Source organism: Clostridium sediminicola, from assembly GCF_050402865.1.
Classification (GTDB): domain Bacteria; phylum Bacillota; class Clostridia; order Clostridiales; family Clostridiaceae; genus Clostridium_AF; species Clostridium_AF sediminicola.
This window is the reverse complement of sequence record NZ_BAABMF010000001.1, coordinates 443,737-463,716: the sequence shown is the minus strand read 5'-3', so window position 1 is coordinate 463,716 and position 19,980 is coordinate 443,737. Positions and strand designations below refer to the sequence as shown.

The 19,980-nt window shown below is 28.8% G+C and carries 22 protein-coding genes and 1 pseudogene; 20 read left to right on the top strand and 3 right to left on the bottom strand.

The genetic code is table 11. The features are described from left to right. Positions 1–193 precede the first annotated feature (193 nt). A complete protein-coding gene (locus tag ACQ3F0_RS02250; RefSeq protein WP_428863397.1) occupies positions 194–1,075 on the bottom strand; it encodes a GNAT family N-acetyltransferase in 882 nt (293 codons plus the stop codon). 213 nt (positions 1,076–1,288) lie between these two features. Between ACQ3F0_RS02250 and ACQ3F0_RS02245 the strand changes: the two genes are divergently transcribed. The 16 genes from ACQ3F0_RS02245 (at position 1,289) to ACQ3F0_RS02170 (ending at position 14,981) form a co-directional block, all read left to right on the top strand. Further along, positions 1,289–2,194, top strand: a complete 906-nt coding sequence (locus ACQ3F0_RS02245) for a DUF3658 domain-containing protein (RefSeq protein ID WP_428863396.1) — start codon at positions 1,289–1,291, stop codon at positions 2,192–2,194. 150 nt (positions 2,195–2,344) lie between these two features. Continuing rightward, the gene (locus ACQ3F0_RS02240) at positions 2,345–3,160 is read left to right on the top strand and encodes an EFR1 family ferrodoxin (RefSeq protein WP_428863395.1); all 816 of its coding nucleotides are present in this window, start codon (positions 2,345–2,347) and stop codon (positions 3,158–3,160) included. 173 nt (positions 3,161–3,333) lie between these two features. Further along, the gene (locus ACQ3F0_RS02235; RefSeq protein ID WP_428863394.1) at positions 3,334–4,020 is read left to right on the top strand and encodes a hypothetical protein; all 687 of its coding nucleotides are present in this window, start codon (positions 3,334–3,336) and stop codon (positions 4,018–4,020) included. 191 nt (positions 4,021–4,211) lie between these two features. Beyond that, positions 4,212–4,313 (top strand): DUF1653 domain-containing protein, encoded by a 102-nt coding sequence (locus ACQ3F0_RS02230; protein WP_428863393.1) that lies wholly within the window; start codon positions 4,212–4,214, stop codon positions 4,311–4,313. Beyond that, positions 4,313–4,507 carry a YwbE family protein gene (locus ACQ3F0_RS02225; RefSeq protein WP_428863392.1) on the top strand — a complete coding sequence of 65 codons (195 nt, stop codon included), beginning with the start codon at positions 4,313–4,315 and terminating at the stop codon, positions 4,505–4,507. Before ACQ3F0_RS02230 ends, ACQ3F0_RS02225 begins: the two co-directional genes overlap by 1 nt. Position 4,508: 1 nt before the next feature. Beyond that, positions 4,509–5,261, top strand: a complete 753-nt coding sequence (locus ACQ3F0_RS02220) for a recombinase family protein (RefSeq protein WP_428863391.1) — start codon at positions 4,509–4,511, stop codon at positions 5,259–5,261. Between the two features lie 621 nt (positions 5,262–5,882). Further along, positions 5,883–6,392: a hypothetical protein gene (locus tag ACQ3F0_RS02215; protein WP_428863390.1), complete on the top strand. Its 510-nt coding sequence runs from the start codon at positions 5,883–5,885 to the stop codon at positions 6,390–6,392. Next, entirely contained in the window at positions 6,278–7,078 is an 801-nt protein-coding gene (locus ACQ3F0_RS02210) for an FRG domain-containing protein (protein ID WP_428863719.1), read from the top strand. The genes ACQ3F0_RS02215 and ACQ3F0_RS02210 overlap by 115 nt, the downstream gene beginning before the upstream one ends. 299 nt (positions 7,079–7,377) lie before the next feature. Then, a complete protein-coding gene (locus ACQ3F0_RS02205; RefSeq protein WP_428863389.1) occupies positions 7,378–8,430 on the top strand; it encodes a PIN domain-containing protein in 1,053 nt (350 codons plus the stop codon). Between the two features lie 582 nt (positions 8,431–9,012). Beyond that, a complete protein-coding gene (locus tag ACQ3F0_RS02200; protein ID WP_428863388.1) occupies positions 9,013–9,525 on the top strand; it encodes a hypothetical protein in 513 nt (170 codons plus the stop codon). A gap of 570 nt (positions 9,526–10,095) precedes the next feature. Beyond that, positions 10,096–10,554, top strand: coding sequence for a hypothetical protein (locus ACQ3F0_RS02195; RefSeq protein WP_428863387.1), 459 nt, complete (start codon positions 10,096–10,098; stop codon positions 10,552–10,554). Between the two features lie 94 nt (positions 10,555–10,648). Beyond that, a complete protein-coding gene (gene istA / locus ACQ3F0_RS02190) occupies positions 10,649–12,241 on the top strand; it encodes an IS21 family transposase (RefSeq protein WP_428863386.1) in 1,593 nt (530 codons plus the stop codon). Beyond that, positions 12,225–12,998, top strand: coding sequence for an IS21-like element helper ATPase IstB (gene istB / locus ACQ3F0_RS02185; RefSeq protein ID WP_428863385.1), 774 nt, complete (start codon positions 12,225–12,227; stop codon positions 12,996–12,998). The genes istA and istB overlap by 17 nt, the downstream gene beginning before the upstream one ends. A gap of 689 nt (positions 12,999–13,687) precedes the next feature. Further along, positions 13,688–14,128 (top strand): NUDIX hydrolase, encoded by a 441-nt coding sequence (locus ACQ3F0_RS02180; protein ID WP_428863384.1) that lies wholly within the window; start codon positions 13,688–13,690, stop codon positions 14,126–14,128. A gap of 217 nt (positions 14,129–14,345) precedes the next feature. Continuing rightward, the gene (locus tag ACQ3F0_RS02175; RefSeq protein ID WP_428863383.1) at positions 14,346–14,486 is read left to right on the top strand and encodes a hypothetical protein; all 141 of its coding nucleotides are present in this window, start codon (positions 14,346–14,348) and stop codon (positions 14,484–14,486) included. A gap of 24 nt (positions 14,487–14,510) precedes the next feature. Further along, the gene (locus ACQ3F0_RS02170; protein ID WP_428863382.1) at positions 14,511–14,981 is read left to right on the top strand and encodes an HAD family hydrolase; all 471 of its coding nucleotides are present in this window, start codon (positions 14,511–14,513) and stop codon (positions 14,979–14,981) included. Between the two features lie 137 nt (positions 14,982–15,118). Here ACQ3F0_RS02170 and ACQ3F0_RS02165 read toward each other — a convergent pair. Both ACQ3F0_RS02165 and ACQ3F0_RS02160 read right to left on the bottom strand, forming a co-directional pair. Beyond that, positions 15,119–16,032 (bottom strand): annotated as a pseudogene (locus tag ACQ3F0_RS02165) (IS3 family transposase); the annotation flags it as partial. Between the two features lie 90 nt (positions 16,033–16,122). After that, positions 16,123–16,395, bottom strand: a complete 273-nt coding sequence (locus tag ACQ3F0_RS02160; protein ID WP_428863381.1) for a transposase — start codon at positions 16,393–16,395, stop codon at positions 16,123–16,125. Positions 16,396–16,582: 187 nt separating this feature from the next. Here ACQ3F0_RS02160 and ACQ3F0_RS02155 point away from each other — a divergent pair, with 187 nt between their 5' ends. The 4 genes from ACQ3F0_RS02155 to ACQ3F0_RS02140 are packed head-to-tail and all read left to right on the top strand — an operon-like array spanning position 16,583 to position 19,959. Next, positions 16,583–17,149 carry a CD3072 family TudS-related putative desulfidase gene (locus ACQ3F0_RS02155; RefSeq protein WP_428863380.1) on the top strand — a complete coding sequence of 189 codons (567 nt, stop codon included), beginning with the start codon at positions 16,583–16,585 and terminating at the stop codon, positions 17,147–17,149. 1 nt (position 17,150) lies between these two features. Then, positions 17,151–18,218 (top strand): ABC transporter ATP-binding protein, encoded by a 1,068-nt coding sequence (locus ACQ3F0_RS02150; RefSeq protein WP_428863379.1) that lies wholly within the window; start codon positions 17,151–17,153, stop codon positions 18,216–18,218. After that, entirely contained in the window at positions 18,211–19,101 is an 891-nt protein-coding gene (locus ACQ3F0_RS02145) for a carbohydrate ABC transporter permease (RefSeq protein ID WP_428863378.1), read from the top strand. The genes ACQ3F0_RS02150 and ACQ3F0_RS02145 overlap by 8 nt, the downstream gene beginning before the upstream one ends. A 21-nt stretch (positions 19,102–19,122) precedes the next feature. Continuing rightward, entirely contained in the window at positions 19,123–19,959 is an 837-nt protein-coding gene (locus ACQ3F0_RS02140; RefSeq protein ID WP_428863377.1) for a carbohydrate ABC transporter permease, read from the top strand. The last annotated feature ends 21 nt before the right edge of the window (positions 19,960–19,980 follow it).

Genomic DNA, 19,980 nt, shown 5'->3' with positions numbered 1-19,980 from the left:
TATTATTTTAGATACTTTGTAGAGAAAAATTTATATTGTAATATGTTTTTCGCAAAGTAGCTGTATGATAATAATGTATTAAGGTTTGTATCAATGTGTAACAATTTTTCAAGAAGGTTATATGAGTTAAATGAGATGTACGGTATGTGTTAATATTGTGAGAGAATACCTACCGTCATAAGCGGTAGGTAATTCATACTTTATTAATATAATGTGATTTTTTTAATATAACTGGCGTCACAGGTTCCCCATAAAAATCAACTGAATCGGCTACAATTTCACCCCCAATTTTCTGAAGAATTTTTACAGTTATATCTCTTGCTTCAAGATATATTTCTTCTCCACCTAGTCTAAAAATTGCTTCCACTGAATTAATTATTATTTTCTTTCCAATTCCAAGTTTTCGGAATTTCTTATCTATGGCAATTCTCCCAAGATGGTACATATCATTTTCAATCCAACATGCCACTACTCCGATAATATCTTCTCCTATTCTTATACACCACCACATAGGCAAATATTTTTGTGAAATAGGGATAAGTTCTTTAGGTATATTTTGTTCTTTATTAAAAATATCCATAACTAAATTCATTGCTGATTCATAATAATTTGAAGATAATTTTTCGAATATTATTTTTCTGTCATCATTCATAATACTTTTTTTTGTAATAAGTATACGAAAGGATTCTAGTGCATCAATAATTTTATCTAAATCCCCAGTATCCGAACTTAAAATACTATCTATATAACTATCTGCATTACGCTCCCCATTTTCAATTGCTTTTTTTCCAAATGGAGTTAAGCTGACTTTCTTCATTCTCTTATCAGATTCCATTTTTTCAGTTATAATGTAGTTTTTTGATTCTAAAGTATGTATTGTTCTACTTAATGATGCTTTATCACACCCTAATTGTATTAGAAGTTCATTTAGGGATGTTTCTCCATTTTTAACTAGATAATTTAATATATGAGCTTGTACCAATGTCATCCCCGAATTAAGACTATTGTAATTTAATAGTCCTAACTCTCTAACTATTATACGAAGTTCTTTTCTTATTCGTTTAGTTTCATTCATCTTATCACATCCATTATAATATAGTTGATATTATCAATTATATTATAATGGGTATTAGTTTTTTTTTCAATACTTTACTGATCTAAGTTTTATTTTATATTTATGGTAAGCTGAATGTAGAAATATAATAATATGTTATAATTTCAATAAGATTTAGTCTAAACTGTAAAATATTACGTAACAAAGGTTATTTACATATTAGGGGGTAAAACAATGCTTGAAGTTGTATTTAGTGATAGCACAAAAGGTTCTATGAAAATAGCAAAAAATTATGATGAAAAATGTATGCTTTGTGGAGCTATCGGATATATTGGAAAAAAGCCATCTAAAGCTGAATTAAAGAAACACTTTGAAGGTCAGGCTGTTGGCGGAGATTCACAAGATGTAGTTTATATAGGATTTGCATTGGATATTGGGGATATATCCGGTGAATTTGATGGCATTGAGCGTCAAAATGTTTTTCAGAAAATATGTGGAAGATTTAATTTTTACGATAATGAACAGGAACAATTTTTTCATAATCAGCGCAAGGATATGGAAAAACTTTTGTCTGCTACAATCAACGGCACTCCAATACGAATTTGGAAGAGCAACACTCCATATTCGACTTGCGGATTTTACTTCATTTGCAATGTATTAAGAAATGTTGATTGTGAAATAAGCGTTGTTTCATTACCGGAGTATAACCAAGTATCTGAGAATGAAATTGTTACTTATAGCAACTGGGGGCAAATGGAGCCAGGGAAATTTTATCAATTCTTGCCTTTAGAAAGACAATTAACTCAATCTGAAAAACGAATGTTTAGTAACCGTTGGTGTGACTTGGTAAGGGAAAACGCCCCATTAAGAGCTGTTGTAAACGGAAAGTTGATTTCTGTTCCCGAAGATTATTATGATTACATTATTACTAAAAATATTCCTGACAATGATTTTCTTATGGCTCGTTTAATTGGCGAGATTATGGCAAATTACGATTTGGGTGTTAGTGATAGTTGGTATGCTTTGCGTATAGATAAGATGATTGAAGAGAACAAACTGATTATTGTTGAGAATCAGGATGTATCACATCCTTATGGAAAAATTTTGAGAAAGCAATGGCATGAACAAAAGGGCAACTGAATAATAAGGTATTAAAAAATGAAAATTACTATTGTAGAAATATAGTGATGTAGAAATATGAGAAATCTGTTATAATTTCCATATGAGTTAAGTTGAAATTGTAAAATAATATATGGGAATTATATTTGATAAATGTGAGGGAGAATAACTATGTTAATTAGTTCAGTAACAACAATATATTTTTCGCCAACAGGTACAACTAAAAAGATTATTAATTCAATTGTAAAAGGAATGGGAATAGTTAACAATAAAATAATTGATTTAACCTTACCTAAAGTAAGAGAGACTAGTGCATCTTTAATTGATGGAGACATAGTCTTAATTGGAGTGCCTGTTTATGAGGAAAAAATTCCTGAAGTAGTATATCCGTTTTTAACCAACTTAAAAGTTAATGAAAAGCCAGTTGTACTTGTTGGTGTTTATGGAAATATTAGTGATGGTATTGTTTTAAATGAACTTGATTATATAACTCAAATGTTAGGTTTTAAGTTGGTAGCAGCGGGCTCATTTATAGGGGAACATTCATTTTCCACAGATGAAGTGCCTATTGCCAAAAATCGTCCTAACAATGATGATTTAAATAAAGCCGTAGAATTTGGGAAAAGCATAATGAAAAAAATACAAAATGTAAATAATCTAAAGGATATTTCACTTAAAATCTCTCAAGAGAAACTATCATTAATGGCAAAAATAGCACCTAAAAACAGTGCTAAATTAATTACAAAAACACCTTTTGTAGATATGAGTAAATGTAGTCACTGCAATGTATGTGTAGAACTATGTCCTATGAGTGTTATAGACAAGGAAACTTTAGAAATAGATGAAGAGCAATGTCTACGTTGCTTCTGTTGTGTTAAAAGTTGTCCTAACAATGCTAGGAAAATTATTTATAAACCTAGATTTCTAGTTTCAAAAGTATTAACAATGAAAAATAAAGGTATAAAGGAACCTAAAATCTATTTGTAATATAAGTACATAATAAGATAAAAATTCTTAATAATTTTTTGGAATACCGTATTATTCAGTAGTGGATTGTACGGTGCTTTCATTTATATCTGGGAATTTATTCTACCCGGAGTTTCTTATGACTAAAAAGACATTTAAAGGATTTAAGTAAAAGATAGGAGAAAGAGACTATAATGAGTACAGAAAGTAAAAAGTTATTTAAATATATAGGAATTATATTTATAGCTGTATTGATATCATACAAGCTTCCTCATGATTCATGTTCAATAGTTCAATACATTATAATACCAATAAAACGTAATAATTGTGTGATAACTATTAGTCGAATTATCCCAATAGTACTATTCATAATTGGGATAAGAGGTATTCTTAGATTGGAGAGATTCACCTTTAAAAGCAAAATATTAAATTTTATAGTAATTGTTAATATTCTAGTCCCAGCAATGAATTTGTTAATAGATGTGACAAGAACTAATTATCATTGGTTAATGAGGGATGGATTAAATTCTATGGGTATAGTTGACTCGGAGATTACCCTTGGTAGACATAATAAAGAATTGACTATGTATTTTAATATAGAAGTAATTGATTATAGTAGAAGTGAAAATGAATTTAAAATTAGGGTTCAATTACCAGAATCGCTAAGTAAATGTACAGGTAAAGAGTTTTATGTATTAGATAACTTATATAAAACTTATGGAAATCGCAGTAAACAAATTATTTCAGAACACATAGTGTTATCTGTAGATAGTGATGAATCAGTAGAAAGTTTATTTGATTCTCAATGGTATTGGGAAGATACTGTTTATGAGTTGTATAACAACAAGGAATCAATTGAAATTATTGATCATGGTTTTTAGATTTATTACAAACTCAACAAATTGATAATTAATGATTGAATTTGTTTGTCTCTATGGTAGAATTAAGCAGAAGAGATTCTAGTTAACTATTAATTTTGTTCTGAAAAACAACTTTAACTAAAATAATACATAACTCGCTGATGCCAGAGATTTTGGAACATGTTAATTAAATCTTACAATGGATTCTCACTTTGTACGGAGATTATGGTATATGGGTAAGAACAGCTAGTATGTGGAATGAAATGATTATTAGAGATGGTAAAACATTTAAAAGATTTGAGAGGGTAGAATAATGGATGGAACAATAAGAAATAATATCAAAATTGGAGCAACTGTAATGGTTGTGCAAAAACAAGATCAAAGAAGTGGTAAACTTACTGAAGGTATAGTGAAGAGAATTCTTACAAAGTCTCCTCAGCACCATCATGGTATTAAAGTTATGCTTGAAAGTGGAATTGTTGGGAGAGTTAAGGAGATTATTGGTTAAAATGAATAATAATAAAAATCAGAATCATGAATCGCTTAAAAGTGTGAGGTCGGGTAAAAAAGTACATAAAAATTCTAGATTATATGGTTATAATTATATAAAATCAGAAAATAAACTTGAGATCAATGAAAAAGAAGCTAAAGTTGTTAAATTAATTTTTAGTTTATATTCTAAAAATTATGGAATAAGGAAAATTCTAAAGGAATTAAGAGATAAAGAAATCAAAACTAGGATAGAGAAAGACTTCTCAAAAGTTATTGTAAGTAGAATATTAGAGGAAGAAAAATATTGTGGATTAAATAAAAAACTTAACATGGATAGTGAAGTGTCAGAAAAAATTCCCTTGATAATAAGTAAAGAATTATATGAAAAGTGTCAAAAAATTCGAAATTCCAAAGTGTCAGTACAAACGCCAAAAGGAAAAAAACACAGGATAGATACTTTCTCGGATAAAATCATATGTGGGAATTGTGGAGCAGTTTATCATAGAAATTCCCATAAAGGAGAAGTATTCTATAACTGTTCAAATAAAAGAATTAATGGTATAAAGGCATGTAATAACCCTAATGTAAGTTTGGAGAAAATTGAATTAGAATTAGATAAGCAATTAGCACGGTCATATAAAGAAATAACTTCAAGAGAAGATTTGTTAGAACAGTTAGAAAAACTTGTTGTTAATTTTAATAAAAAAACTCGTAAGACTAAATTTAAAGCAATTTATAAAAATGAGGATACAATTAAGAAAATTACATAAAAGCAATTGAGTCGATATGCGCCCCAGAAAAGGGTCAGGCACTTTGCAAGATATAGTAAAATAACTAGTGAGGTTTTATATTTCTCGCTAGTTATTTTAATTCATGTCTAAATTTAATAATGTTATATATTATGAAACAAGCCATTATTTGTGATATAATGGTGAACAACATGAAATTAGTAATTATATAGATAAATTGGTAATAAATTAGTTTTATAGATATTATTATAAAGGGTTTGTGTTTAGGTTTGAACTGACCGGAAATGTTTATAATGTGAAGGTAAATATTTTATTTTTACTAGACATTTACATAAAATTCTCAAAAGCTTCTTTACTCCTAGGAAAGGTTTTAGGACATGCAATGGACGAATTTGCTTACATCCCTTAGGATATACAAATAAAAATTAGAAGTTTGTTTACGATTTACTTAGTTGGAGTAGCTTTGCCTGATATCTTTGCTAGTAACTTAAAAAGCAATTGATTAGTATAATGATATTTTTTTAAGGTATGCAACTTCTAAAACAAAGACTCTATTTGTAAAGTAATGTATATAACCAAAGGGGGAGATGGGAGCACTTCTGCTCAATAACATATATTTAAGTATAGAAGGGAGTAAGAATTATGAATAAAAGCGAAGAGCAATATTATATAGAACTGGGAGAAGATTATGAAAGAAGAATGAATACAAAGCAATATATAGATGATTTACTTAACGATAATATTTGTATCATAGATTCAGATTTACCATACGATTTAGTTGAAGATATAAAAGAAGAAATTAAAGAAGACTTAATAAACTCTAGATGTACCTTAAAAGAAAAATATTTTAGAGAATTTAATGAAGAACTATATACTATTCTGTACGTTGATTCATCTGTTCACGATATAAATTTAGATGTAGAAATAGTTACAAGTGTTACTGATTTTATTAATATAATTTGTAAAAGTAAAAGGGATAAAAGATTTAAGAGTTTTTATAGAGGACATAGTGATTGGACATATAAGTTAGTCCAAGTATCTATCGATCTAATCATAATGAAATCCTTGAACATGAAGATGAATATATACGTGAATTTATATCCTCTTATCCACAATTCTTTTCAGAATGTAAAACTGCGTTGGATTATTTAGCTATGTTACAACATCATGGATTTCCTACAAGATTATTAGATATAACTGAAAACCCTTTGGTAGCACTATATTTTGCTTGTGAAAACAAAAGTAATAACCATGCTGATGTTATTGAATTGAACATTAATAAAAAATATTACAAGTATTATGATAGTGATACAGTAACTTTATTATCAAACTTGTCTTATATGTCGAGTGACTTTGATGTTTCAAACTTTAATTACAATGAATATTACTCATGCTTTGATTTAAGCGATTCTTATGCATACAACCGATATGGTCAAATAATAGACAAGGAGGAGCATAAAAAGGTTTTGATAGAATTTAATGATATTGATTGTGTTAGTAAGCTGGTTCATAAAATCAAAAGTGAAAAACCTTTTTTCAGATCTATTATTGAGCCCCAACATTTAGATAATTACATAGTAGCAGTTAAAGCGAAAAAAGATTTTGATAGAATGATTAGTCAAAGTGGTTTATTTGCATTATTTGGAATCCAAAGACGTAAGGAAATATCTGCTGAGTTTAGTTTTAAGAACTTAGAATATCAGATGAAACATATAATAATACCTTCTCATTGCAAGGTAAATATAATAGATCAATTAAATAGACTTAATATTAATAAAGCAACTATTTATTGTGATATGGATAGTGTAGCAAAGGATTATATTAATAGAAAATATTAGATTTAATATAAAGCAATTTCTATCCTTACAAGCTTCTAAACAATTCTAATAGCAAGTTCGGCAGTTGTATTCCTCACTAGGAGTAGCGATGCTAATTAACTACAATTAACAATAGTTACATTTTATTAACTAGCACTGGTGTATTTTCTGAGGAAGTCCTGGTTACGAACTTGCTCAGAAATTTTTGGTACCTTAGTGTGACAAGAAGTTTGTTATATTTGCTACAGTAATCAGCAATGTAGCTTAGTTTTTATCATTAATAGTAGTATTTGAAATATCAGAGGAAGGTTTGATCATGTATGATAAATATTTTTATCGATACCAATATTTATATAAAATTATTAACTAATCCAGATGAAAGTAGATATTTTGATGAATTAAAGGTACTAGTAAAAGATAAAGTGGTAAAATTATTAGTTACTGAAATAGTTATATTAGAATTGGCTAAACAAAATAAAACTGCTAAACATAATTTTCAAAATGAGTTAAGTAGGTTACAAGTAAATATTAAAGAGACTTCTAAAACATTATGGTCAGAAGTTAGAGAGATAGAAAGTAAAATAAATACCTTAATTACAGAGGAGAGAAAAAACAAGGAAGAAATGTGGGATAGAAATTATAATGCTTTAGTGGAGTATCTAACTTCAGAGTATGTTAATTATATAGAATTCACACCTATAATAATGTGTAGTGGCGAAAAACGAAAAATTTCAGGAAGATTAGTAAGAGTAAATGATAATAGTAGTCAGGACGCTTATAATATTGAAAGTTTGATTAGTTGTTTAAAGTTATTAGAAGAAAGTGAGAGTAAAGAATTAATAATTTGTACTAATGATATCAAGGATTTTTCAAAAGGTAAGAAAGTTGATGGAGGATTCTATAAATTACATCCTATATTTGAAACTGACTTTAAGAATGCCAAATGTGTTAATAGTTTTAAAAATCTAATGAAATATGTAAATTATGGATATGAGTATATAGATAGAGAAAGTATAGACTGCAGAGAAATAGATGAATTGAATAAAATAAGTAACTATATGGATGAAGAGGAGTATGCAGAACGATATGTTAATGCGAATAGTATTTATTTGGAGAATTTAAACCAAGTATTTATGAAAAAAATTAATTATACTCATAAAGACTTAGCAAAACATAGACAAGTAGTTATTGAAGATATTCATGAATTATTAAATCAATGTAGAGATACTAAAGGATGGGGAAATAAAAGTGAATTGAAGTTATATTCATACTTAGAAAGCAGGACGGAGGATTATATAAGTATATCAAAGTTGAGCGATCTCATAATAATTAGAGAAAACTTGAAGAAATATCTGAAGATAGACTTAGTCTAGGAAAGTTCCAGTTTATAGGCTATCCAATATGTGAAAGCAATTTCCAATTATTTATATACATATTAGGCTAATAATGGGCAGTAGCAAAATGATAGCAAGTAGCTCTTCTGCGCTTTGCTCCCAAGTTCTGCTAGGCCCCTAGGAGTTATGAGCATATATTTGCAAATTATTAATAAAATGTTATTTACCCCTGTGGGACTAGTGAGGAAGCGAAGGTTACGAACTTGCTAGCTTTAGATAAGTAATACAATGATTTCTGTATCCTATAGTTCCTTATAAAATTTTATTATAAAGGAGTTTTAAAAAGTGATTAATTTAGATAGATTATTATTATTTCTAAAACAATTTTTTTTATTATTTATTGTGTATTATATTATAGTTAGCTCCAATATAGTTGAATCTTTTAAATATTCATTTATGGTAATATTATTACTGATATTATTCGATATAATTGAAAGTTATTTGAAAAAATTTAAAACCCATAAATAAACATTACAAAAATAACTGGGACGTTACGCGTCCAGTGAATTCTAACTATTAATTATAGAAGATAAAACTGCCAAAAGGAGGTTTATTTGTGAAATGAGAGAAAAGCTCAGAAAACTAGTGAATTTAAATACACTTGAAGACATTTATTTATCTGGTTTTGTAGATATTGAAGATGGTGTAGCAGAGTTTTATCCTAATATGAGATATTTATATTTCTCATTAGGGGATGTATATATAGAGTTTCAGTCGGTAGAACAGTTTTCTAAAATGAAGATAATCATAACTGATTCTGTGAGGCATGAATTTGAAATTGATGAAGATATGATACCATCAAAAGCATCTATTAATGAAGTAATACTTGTAGACACTTTGGCTGATAATAGAATTAAAGAAATGTTATTGTATAATATCTCTTCAATTTGTGATAATGATATTATATGTGATGCTGTACAAATAAACCTAATTTCTGGACAAAAGATATTTTTAGATCCTACATTTTATTATGGTATCGGTATAGGGGGAACTTTACAAAAGGAATGGTGGGAGAATAACTTATCAGATGATATGCCACAATTTGAAGAATTAGTTAAATTTAATGTTAAATAGGATGTTATGATTAAGAGACGGGTTAGTTTCTCAGTCTTTTGAGCAACTGGTTCAATGCTTAACCTACAAGGCAAGAATTTAATTACTACCCATTATCCATACAATGTAAATAAAATTTCATCTAACCATCTCAACTAAATTTTTGACAGATAGGTGGTTTTTATTCTAAAATGTAGAATTCAAAGTAATTTTTATATATTTGTAGAATATTTGATTATTAAATAATTTAAGAAATAAAAATGGTTAATCATGAAAAAGTTATTTATATGCTCTATCCTGTTTTGATAAAATATCCGTTAATAATTAACATTATATTCAGTATTACAATAAATAAATGTATTGTGCCGTAAAGGAAATATAATAATCACAGCGAATGTCTATACCCATTAGGCTAATAATATGAAGCTGATTATATGGAATGAAATATTAATACCAGGAAGTTGAATGTAGAGTGTAAAGTAGTTAATTATTGAACAAATTTATGAAGATTTAGAATAGGATATGGTGAACCGTACTATAAATATATTTATTATCTTATAATAAGAATATATTAAAATAGGGAGAAGAATTATGAGATTAGATGAATTGAAAATTAAAATTAACTGGAGTAATTTTTATATATGTAAGGATGCATTTTTCTATAATGATGATGTAGAGTTTGATTTAACTCCAGAAGATTTTTTGATGTTTGCTAAGGAAGACTATAATAATTTAGATAATAGAGGATTAGTAGGAGTATTAAGCAATTCAAAACGTGCTATTGATTGTCAAGTAGATTGGATGATATCATATTTAGGATTTGATTATTTGAACTTTAATGAATCAAATTATCCGAATATAAAGGAATTAATTAATAAATTTGAAGAAGGGTTAAATAACAAGAAGAATCTTTCTTTTAAATTGCGGTTTATACAGGCATTAGAAATAGCACCAACATTTTTAATATCTAAGATAAGAAATTTAAGAAATAAATTAGAGCATGAATATATAGTACCCAAAGAGGATGAAGCAAGAGAGTGTTTTTCATAAACTAAAACTATACCAAGGGAATCATTAAAAAGTCTTCCACCAAGAATAAAAATTAACCTTCAATGGGAAAGTTACATTGAAGGAGTTGATGGAGATGATTACCTTGAATCAAAAACAACAAATTATTTTAAAGTTTTATAGAGAAGGAAAGTCACAAAGAGAAATATTTAGAGAAACTGGAATAGCTAGAGAAACAATACGAAGGTACACAAGGTTATATGAGCAGAAATTAAAAGAACTATCAGTGTTAAAAGATGAAGATAATATAAAGAAAGTAGATCTTATAACCGATATAGTTGAAGCACCAAAATACACATCAAGTGGAAGAAAAAAGAGAGTTTTGACTGATGAAATTAAAGATAGAATTGAATATTTTTTAGATGAAAACAAAGAGAAAATTGCTAAGGGGATGAGAAAACAGCAGAAAAGAAAAATTGACATATATGATGCATTGATAAGTGAAGGATATAGTATTTCTTATTCGACAGTGCAAAGAACAATAAATTCACTTAGTAGAAAAGGCCGAGAGGCTTATATAAAGCAAGTATACAACAAAGGTGATGTATGTGAGTTTGATTGGGGAACCGTTAAATTGTATATCAGTGGAAGTTTAAAAACATTTCAAATGGCTGTTTTCACCTCTGCCTACGGCAATTATAGATATGCAATATTATTTCCTAAACAAAACACTAATAGCTTTCAAGAAGCTCATGCATTATTCTTTGACAAAATAAATGGAGTTTATCAGACATTAGTTTATGACAATATGAGAGTAGCTATCAAGCGATTTGTGGGTAGAAATGTGAAAGAGCCTACTGAAGGTTTATTAAAGCTATCGCTTTATTATAAGTTTAAATTTAGGTTCTGTAATATTCGTTCTGGTAATGAAAAAGGTCATGTTGAGAAAAGTGTTGACGTAGTTAGAAGAAAAGCTTTTTCTCATAAAGATCAATTTGAAAGTTTAGAAGAAGCTAACGCTTATCTTGAAATGATTTGTGAAGAGTTAAATACAGCTTTAAAATATTCAAACAAAGGTATAACAGCAGCACAACTTCTTGAAGAAGAAAAAGAATATCTGCTGCCGCAAATGCCTAAATTTGAGACAGCAGAAACAAGAGACTTAAGAGTTGATAAGTATTCAACCATTATAGTTGATTCTTGTCATTATTCAGTACCAGACTCTTATGTCAGTTGTCTTATAAGAACTAAAATATATTCAAATAAAATTATATGCTACTACAATAATGAGAGAATTGCAGTACATACAAAAAAACATGGTTATAATGAATGGAGTTTCAATATAGAACATTATTTAAAAACTTTATCAAGAAAACCAGGAGCTCTTGCAAACAGCGTAGCTGTCATGCAAATGAACTCTACTTTGTATGAAATTTATATGAAGTATTTTAGTAATAAGCCTAAGGAGTTTATTGATCTAATACATCTTGTTAAAAATAAATCCCTAAAAGAAGTAGAAGATGCTATAGATATATTATTGTCAATAAATCCTAATGATATAACTTTAGAAAAAATAAAATTTATATGTAACCGAGAGGAGCCTGATATAGTAGCAAAGATTGATGATAATTCGGAGATAGTTATATATTCTCAAAATATTTTAAAGTCTTATTCAGAATTGCTTATTAACTCTAAAGGAGGCATCAGCTCAAATGAAGTTAGGTGTTGAAAAAGATAACATGAAAACTATAGAAGAATATGCTAACTTCTTAAAATTATCAGGATTAAAAAGCAAAATTGAAGATGCAATAAATGAAGCTAATACATGTGAATTAAGTTATGAATCATTTTTATTGAATTTACTCCAAAGTGAGTATGATAGAAGAGTGGAAAATGGTAAAAAGAACAGGATAAGAATTGCCAAATTTCCATATAAGAAATATCTTGATGATTTAGTTGTTAGTGATTTACCAGATGATGCCCAAAAGAAGATTAAAATGTTATCCACACTACAGTTTATAGAAGATGGTCAAAATGTAATATTAGCTGGGAATCCAGGAACAGGTAAAACACATATAGCAATAGGCTTAGGCATCAACGCTTGCCTTGAGGGGTATAAAGTTTTATATACTACTGTTCCATTGTTTATAAATCAACTTAAAGAATGTAGATCATCTCGTACCCTTAGGGCATATGAAAATAAATTTGAGAAATATGATTTGGTTATTTTAGATGAGCTTGGCTATATTTCTTCCGATAAGGAAGGTGCAGAATTGTTATTCACAAATCTCTCACTCAGAACTGGAAGAAAATCTACAATAGTAACTACTAATTTGTCTTTCGACAGACGGGGGGAGGTATTCATAGATCCAATAATGACTGCTGCAATAACCGATAGGTTGACTTATAAATCTTATATGATAAATATGAATGGAACTTCTTATAGAATGAAAGAAACAAAAGAATGGTTAGAACGCATAAATTAGCTTGTCTAGTGGAAGAATTTTTAATGCTAAAATGGAAGATATTTAATGTATAAAATACAAGAGAGGCTATTGAAATAGCAGAACTATTTGTAAATGCAACTCAAAATATTATTTTACATAAGGTCTTTTCAAGTTATAGTATACAAAATGAATATTATGAAGAAAAGAATACGTTAGAATTACCATATATTAAAGTTGATTTAGATTTATGTTTTGAAGAGGAAAAAAAAATCAGATTAAGATACAAAGCTGATGATGTAAATGAAGGTGAGATAATTTTAAAACCAAATGATAAAGAATATATATTTTTTATAAAAGCATCAGTTTCACATAATTTTATTTGTTTACCTGAAATATTTAAATATAACATAGATTCAAAATACATAAATTACAAAATAAAGGAATTATAGAAAGCAAGCCTTCGTTCATTATGGTACCTGACCCTGGGTAAATGTACCAATAAAAACAGAAGCTACATCATTTTTGTGTATTAGAAAATCTAATAAATAACTTCTAATTATACATATACCCATTTGGCTAATAATCGGACATTCACCTTTGGCTAATAATAAAAAGTTAAAGTATATAAAGACTTTATTAAAAAGTGTCGTCAATGTAATATATAACGAATTATCTCATGTTAAAAATGTATAGTCTTGAAACATAAAATATTTAATGGAGGGATAGAGTTGACTATAATAGCAGGTTGTGTGGTTTTAGATAATTATAATAGAATTCTAATGGTTCAACAAGGTAAAGGTGTAATAAAAGAATTATGGAACTTTCCATCAGGGAGATTGGAAAACAATGAAAAATTACTTAATGCTGCAATCAGAGAAGTTGAAGAAGAAACAGGATATAAAATTTCAGTATCTGGCTTATTAGGAGTATATAATTTCATAAGTGTTAATAATGACCAAGTTATAATGTTTTGTTATACCGGAGAAGTTGTTGGTGGAAGCTTAAAATATGATAATAATGAGATAATTAATGTAAAATGGTTATCAATTGATGAAATTGCTGAATTAAGTGATAGTAAATTAAGAACCCATACATTAATAAGAAAGATAATTAGTGACTTAAAAAATAAAACTACTCTACCACTTGATATTGTTAATGATATGGTTTAATACATATTTTTCTAAAATTGTGACATTATTTGTATGCTGGATATAGATAAATATCTATATTTATTAACTGCCCATTATCCATATACCCATTAGGCTAATAATATACGTGCGACAAGAAGCGGCTTCATCTTGAAATGTTAGTGCGGACTTTATTCTAATGCCATAGTAGTAGAGATATTCCCATCCGAAACTGAATCGGAGGTAACTCTGATGTGGGTTGCATGAGGAAAAGCCTAATTGGATACCTAGTATAATTCTTGAATCTATAATTGAAAAATTAGATGGAAATCGATACGAGTGTAAAAGTGAACAAATGCATACCAAAGAAACGCCTATGACTAATGGCATGGATGTATAGACTAGAGAAAAGGAGATATTTATAATGGAAATTAATATACCAGGAAGAGGAATCATAAAAATTAAAAATCTTTTATTAGACTATAATGGAACTATAGCTTGTGATGGTAAAGTTATCCCTTCTGTAAAAGAGAAAATAGAGGCTATTAATAGAAAAGGAATAAGAGTACATTTAGTAACTGCTGATACCAATGGTACTGCAAGAAATCAATGTGCTAATATGCCTATTAAAATACAGATATTTGATAACTCAAATGCTGCAAAAAATAAAAGAGAAATTGTAGAAAAACTTGGAGTAGAAAATTGCATATGTATTGGAAATGGGTTTAATGATGGACAAATGTTTGAAGCTTGCAGCATATCAATTATAGTAATCGGAGTAGAAGGATGTTCTGCAAAATCTTTAATGAAAGCAGACATTGTATGTAACAAAATTGAAGATGCTTTTGATTTGATATTGAAACCAAGTAGAATGATTCCAACATTAAGAGGATAAAATATTCACAATAATAGATAGACAGTATTGTAATTACTATTTGAAAGGACGGTATAATGGAAAAGAAGATGTCCACAAAAACAAAACAGATTGAAGTGGACTGTTCTAGCCTGATTAGACACATAGAAACGTTACTCTTTTAATCTATCTCTAAAATTATATGAAGCATATTGCACTCCACGGTCTGAATGAAAAATCAATCCATCACCATAGTTTTCTTTGTTTACAGCTTGGTTTAGTGCATCAATAACCAAATGTCGAGATAACGATGTTCCAAGAGACCATCCAACTATTTTTCTAGTATATAAATCTTCTATGGCAGCCAAGTATAGCTACCCTTCATCCGTAGGAATATAAGTTATATCTCCAAACCCAATTTGATGTGGTTTTGTGGCTACAAAATTCTGTTCTAATAGATTAGGAGCTACTGGATATTTGTGATTGGAATAAGTTGTTGCTTTAAATTTTCTTTTAGAATGACAATAAATACTATTTTCTTGCATTAATCGTTGAACTCTATTTCTTCCACATTCTATTCCATCTCTATTTAGCTGGGCTGTAATACGCCTAACTCCATAGGGTTCACGAGATTCTTTATGGACTCTTTTTATTTCTATAAGAAGAAGCTCATCTTGCTTTTTCTTTTCAGTAATAGGATTTTTTATTCACTTATAATATGCGCTCCTTGAAACTTCTAAAATATTGCACATCTTCTCCACGCGAAAATCGGAGCTGTGTTTCTTTATAAATTTATATCTTATTTCTCGGGTCTTGTGAAGATGGCCATAGCTTTTTTTTAGATTTCATTTTCCACCTGAATATCAGCGAACTGCTTTCTTAACTTTCGCAGTTCTTCATCTTCAGGTCTTAATTTTCTTTTGGGTGGGAAAGCATCCTCACCATGCTCTCAATACTGCTTTATCCATCGTCTTATAGTTACATCGGTTACTCCTATATCTTTTGCTACATCTGAAACTCTTTTACCTTGTTCAGTAATTAATCTTATTATTTCTTTCTTATAATCTGCAGTGAAAATTCTCCTATTTGCCATTGCTGAACACTTCCTTTCAGTTATATTATACATACCTTTTTATGTGTCCAGCAAGATGGATATAGTCCATTGATGGAACAAAGTCATTAGTTATACATCTATTAAGTATGCTCTATTTTCTATAGTTCCATATACTTTATCTGCTGATATTTCATCAGGCTTTAAATCAAAATTTTCTTCAATTTTTTCCACTACATTACTAAGTTCTTTTTCATCATCTACGTTAAAAGGTGTTTGAGTTGAAGCAAGAATTATTTCACTTTCTTCATCTACTATAATATGATTTTTATACCCTTTTTTCTGATTTCCTCTAGTCTTGTGTGCAACTCTAGCATCTGGATCAATACAATTTTCATACATCATCTGAGTAAATAAATCTAATTGCTTATTTTCTAAGCAGTTTCCCGGGTACTATTGAAGTTACTTATAATTTTTTTTTATAAGTGAAAGTATAGTTATAAAAAAAAACTATTGGTAATATTACTACAAATTAATTATACTTATAATAATTTGTTTATAAGGAAAAAATATATATTTTAGGTGGAAAATTATGAAGAATAATAGGATAATCGTATTATCTCACTGTGTTTTTAATGAATTGTCAAAGGTTAGATCTGATATTTCTAAGGAATATGATAGTGTGGGAAATTTAATTTATAGATTTATGGAAGAAAAGGTAGGTATTATACAGCTTCCTTGTCCAGAAACATATTGTTATGGGTTAAAACGTTGGGGACATACTGTAGAACAATTCGATAATCCCTATTACCGAGATACCTGTGAAAAGATTTTTGATGTAACACTTAATATGATAAAAAACCATATTATGGTTGGAGATGAAGTAGTATGTTTGGTAGGCATATCTGGAAGTCCTTCTTGTGGTGTTAATAACACATGCAGTAGTAAACTTTGGGGTGGAGAGTTAGGGAATAAGAAAGATATAATTAAGACGATTTCTGATGTTGATAGAGTTCCTGGTAAGGGCGTTTTTATTGATGTTATTGAAGCGATTTTTAAAAAGAATAATATTGATATTCCTATGATTGAATATGATAGAAGTGAGCTTAAGAAGTTTGAGGATGAAATCTTCAATTTACTAAATGGGAAGGATGAATAATATGCATATAGAGCTTATTAATCTTTCTGTTGATTTCAAGGAAGTAAAGGCTGTAGATAATTTGAACTTGAGTATCCCTGAGGGCGAGCTTGTTAGTATTCTTGGACCTAGTGGTTGTGGGAAGAGTACTACATTATTTGCCATAGCTGGATTGTATAGAGTTAGTAGTGGAAAAGTATTATTTCGTGGAAAAGTTGTAAATGGAATTTCTGCTGATAAGAGGGGAATAGGAATGGTATTTCAAGATTATGGTTTATACCCCCATATGACTGTAAAGAAAAACATTGGATTTCCTTTGAAAATGAGAAAAATGAAGAAAAATATTATTGATGAGAAAGTTATGGCTATAGCAAAATTAGTCAAAGTAGATGATTTATTGGATAGAAAACCTAATCAACTTTCTGGGGGTCAAAAGCAGAGAGTTGCAATTGCAAGAGCTTTAGTAAAGGAGCCTGATATTTTATTACTTGATGAACCTTTATCAAACTTAGATGCAAATCTAAGGGTCGATTTAAGACATGAGATAAGAAGAATTCAAAAAACTTTAGGTATTACAACTTTGTTTGTTACCCATGATCAAGAAGAGGCTGTAAGTATATCAGATAAGATTGTTTTAATGAAAAGTGGGAGGCTTCAGCAGTACGGAACGGTTGAAGAGATGTATGCCAATCCATCAAATATTTTTGTTGCTAAATTTTTAGGAAATCCTAAGATAAATTTGTTTGATGTAAATATTTCAGGAGAAGTAATATGTTTTAATGATTTCAGTATGCTTAAATATAGAAATACTAATGGAATAGATGATGGTAAGTATATAGCTGGTTTAAGACCAGAAGATATAAATGTTTCTATTGATAATGACTTGGGTATTAAAGGAATTGTTTCTGGGATTGAAAGAAGAGGACGAGATTTTTTACTACAGGTATATATAGATGGTACTCTCATAAGATGTTATTACAATGGCAAAGGTAAGATTAATACTGGAATGGTTGTAGGACTAGGATTTGATAATTCAAAAATAATTCTATTTGAAAAAGAAACTGGATTGCAGGTGAGAATAAGTGAATAGTAATGGGAGAGTAAAAGATTTAATTAGAGCTTTACTTTATCTTTTGCCTGCATCAATAGTGTTGATGGTTTTTCATATCTACCCGGTTGTGAAAACTTTAGATATGAGTTTTTATACTAAATATAACTATTTTAAGAATATAGTATTTGAACGAGGATTTGATAACTATTTGTATCTTTTTAATGATGAAGAGTTTTGGATTGCTTTGAAAAATACTTTGTTATTTGTATTAGGTGTAGTACCTGTATCATTGGGACTATCCTTAATAATAGCTGTGTTATTAAGCAAAAACAATTTGATGAATAAGGTTCTTAGAAGTATTTACTTTATTCCTTTTGTTACTTCAACAGTTGCTATATCTGCAGTATGGAGATGGATTTTTCATTCAGAATTCGGGATTTTAAATTATTTCATAGGGATATTAGGTGTAAACAAGGTGAAGTGGTTGACTGATCCAAGGTGGTCTCTTATAAGTTTGATTATATTATGTGTTTGGAAGGGATTAGGTTATAATATTGTAATTTTATTGGGTGGTCTTAAGAACATTGATCAACAATTTAATAATTCTGCACTTGTTGATGGAGCTGGTTGGTGGAATAGATTTATATATATTACTATTCCCCTTTTATCCCCCTCGATTTTTTTTGTGTCAATAATGACCATGATTAGTTCTTTTAAAGTTTTTGATGAGGTATACATACTATTTGATAAGATGCCAGGACCTTTAAATTCTTGTATGACAATGGTTTATTATATATATGATAAATTTGCAAATAAATATATGTATGGAATTGCAGCAGCTGCTGTGTATGTATTATTTATTATTGTATTAATTATTACCCTTTTCCAAATGTATATTGGAAAGAAAAAAGTACATTATTAAGTTTTGAATAGGAGCAAATATATGAAGGGATACATTAAATCAAGTTATAAAAATAGTATTTTTGCAAAGATAATTTTAATAATTGGGGGGATTATTACTTTATTTCCATTTGTTTGGATGATAAGTACTTCATTAAAAACAGGTCAACAGGTTTACGAAATGCCACCTAAGCTAATGGTATCTTCTCCCCAAATATCAAATTACTTTGAAGTTCTAAGGAGAGTTCCATTTGAAAAATATTTTAGCAACAGTGTTTTCGTATCTATTTCTGTTACTTTTGGAACTTTGATTACGTCTATTTTAGCAGCATTCGCTTTTTCAAGAATAAAGTTTTTTGGAAGAGATATTATATTTTCAGTATTTTTAGCAACTATGATGATACCAGGTGAAGTTCTTGTGATACCCAATTATGTTACCTTAGCAAAACTTGGATGGATAAATACAAGATTGGCTTTAATAGCTCCTTGGATGGTAAGTGTGTTCGCGGTGTTTCTTATGAGACAATATTTTTTAGGTATTCCTGAATCTTATTACTACTCTGCGAAAATTGATGGTTGCAGTGATTTTAATTATTTATGGAGAATTATGGTTCCATTGGCCAAGCCAGCGATTTTAACTATAGTGCTTCTAAAAATGATATATAGTTGGAATGAATTCTTATGGCCCTTATTGGTAACAAATACACCAGAAATGAGAACACTTCCTGTAGGACTGGCTGTGTTTTCTACTGAAGCAGGTACTTTATATCATCTTCTTATGGCTGCATCTTCTATGATAATTTTACCTATATTGATTCTGTATTTTGGACTCAGTAAACATATTATAAACGGTGCAGTAAGAAGCGGGATTAAAGGATAAATTTTATAAAACGGAGGCAAA

Bases quoted from the DNA above. Each gene is read 5' to 3' on its own strand.
- ACQ3F0_RS02250 (WP_428863397.1), bottom strand. From the start codon at position 1,075: ATGAATGAAACTAAACGAATAAGAAAAGAACTTCGTATAATAGTTAGA.
- ACQ3F0_RS02245 (WP_428863396.1), top strand. From the start codon at position 1,289: ATGCTTGAAGTTGTATTTAGTGATAGCACAAAAGGTTCTATGAAAATA.
- ACQ3F0_RS02240 (WP_428863395.1), top strand. From the start codon at position 2,345: ATGTTAATTAGTTCAGTAACAACAATATATTTTTCGCCAACAGGTACA.
- ACQ3F0_RS02235 (WP_428863394.1), top strand. From the start codon at position 3,334: ATGAGTACAGAAAGTAAAAAGTTATTTAAATATATAGGAATTATATTT.
- ACQ3F0_RS02225 (WP_428863392.1), top strand. From the start codon at position 4,313: ATGGATGGAACAATAAGAAATAATATCAAAATTGGAGCAACTGTAATG.
- ACQ3F0_RS02220 (WP_428863391.1), top strand. From the start codon at position 4,509: ATGAATAATAATAAAAATCAGAATCATGAATCGCTTAAAAGTGTGAGG.
- ACQ3F0_RS02215 (WP_428863390.1), top strand. From the start codon at position 5,883: ATGAATAAAAGCGAAGAGCAATATTATATAGAACTGGGAGAAGATTAT.
- ACQ3F0_RS02205 (WP_428863389.1), top strand. From the start codon at position 7,378: ATGATAAATATTTTTATCGATACCAATATTTATATAAAATTATTAACT.
- ACQ3F0_RS02200 (WP_428863388.1), top strand. From the start codon at position 9,013: ATGAGAGAAAAGCTCAGAAAACTAGTGAATTTAAATACACTTGAAGAC.
- ACQ3F0_RS02195 (WP_428863387.1), top strand. From the start codon at position 10,096: ATGAGATTAGATGAATTGAAAATTAAAATTAACTGGAGTAATTTTTAT.
- istA (WP_428863386.1), top strand. From the start codon at position 10,649: ATGATTACCTTGAATCAAAAACAACAAATTATTTTAAAGTTTTATAGA.
- istB (WP_428863385.1), top strand. From the start codon at position 12,225: ATGAAGTTAGGTGTTGAAAAAGATAACATGAAAACTATAGAAGAATAT.
- ACQ3F0_RS02170 (WP_428863382.1), top strand. From the start codon at position 14,511: ATGGAAATTAATATACCAGGAAGAGGAATCATAAAAATTAAAAATCTT.
- ACQ3F0_RS02160 (WP_428863381.1), bottom strand. From the start codon at position 16,395: ATGATGTATGAAAATTGTATTGATCCAGATGCTAGAGTTGCACACAAG.
- ACQ3F0_RS02155 (WP_428863380.1), top strand. From the start codon at position 16,583: ATGAAGAATAATAGGATAATCGTATTATCTCACTGTGTTTTTAATGAA.
- ACQ3F0_RS02150 (WP_428863379.1), top strand. From the start codon at position 17,151: ATGCATATAGAGCTTATTAATCTTTCTGTTGATTTCAAGGAAGTAAAG.
- ACQ3F0_RS02140 (WP_428863377.1), top strand. From the start codon at position 19,123: ATGAAGGGATACATTAAATCAAGTTATAAAAATAGTATTTTTGCAAAG.